Below are 330 nucleotides of genomic sequence, written 5' to 3' on the forward strand. Positions count from 1 at the left end.
CCGGCGGCTATGCCTTCGCGCGCTACCGCTTCCGCGGCAAGTCAGGCATGTTCCTCGGCCTGATGCTGACCCGCACCGTTCCCGGCATCGCCATGTCGCTGCCGCTCTTCTTCGTCTATGCGCGGCTCGGCATCATTGACACGCATTTCGGCATGATCCTAGTCTATGTGGCGCTGAACATCCCCTTTACCATCTGGCTGATCGACGGCTTCTTCCGCCAGGTGCCGAAGGATTTGGCCGAAGCCGCGCAAATTGACGGCTGCACGCGCTGGCAGGCCTTCTGGCAGGTCGAATTCCCGCTGGCGCGGCCCGGCATCGCCTCGGCCGCCA

1 protein-coding gene is annotated in these 330 nt (G+C 64.2%); it reads left to right on the plus strand.

Features of this window, described 5'->3' with window-relative positions; translation table 11 throughout:
- Window positions 1-330: carbohydrate ABC transporter permease (locus EN857_RS33825; protein ID WP_135897713.1), on the plus strand; the 330-nt coding region annotated here is incomplete at both ends.

Origin of the sequence: Mesorhizobium sp. M4B.F.Ca.ET.214.01.1.1 (assembly GCF_004791545.1) — a bacterium.
Taxonomy (GTDB): Bacteria; Pseudomonadota; Alphaproteobacteria; order Rhizobiales; family Rhizobiaceae; genus Mesorhizobium; species Mesorhizobium abyssinicae.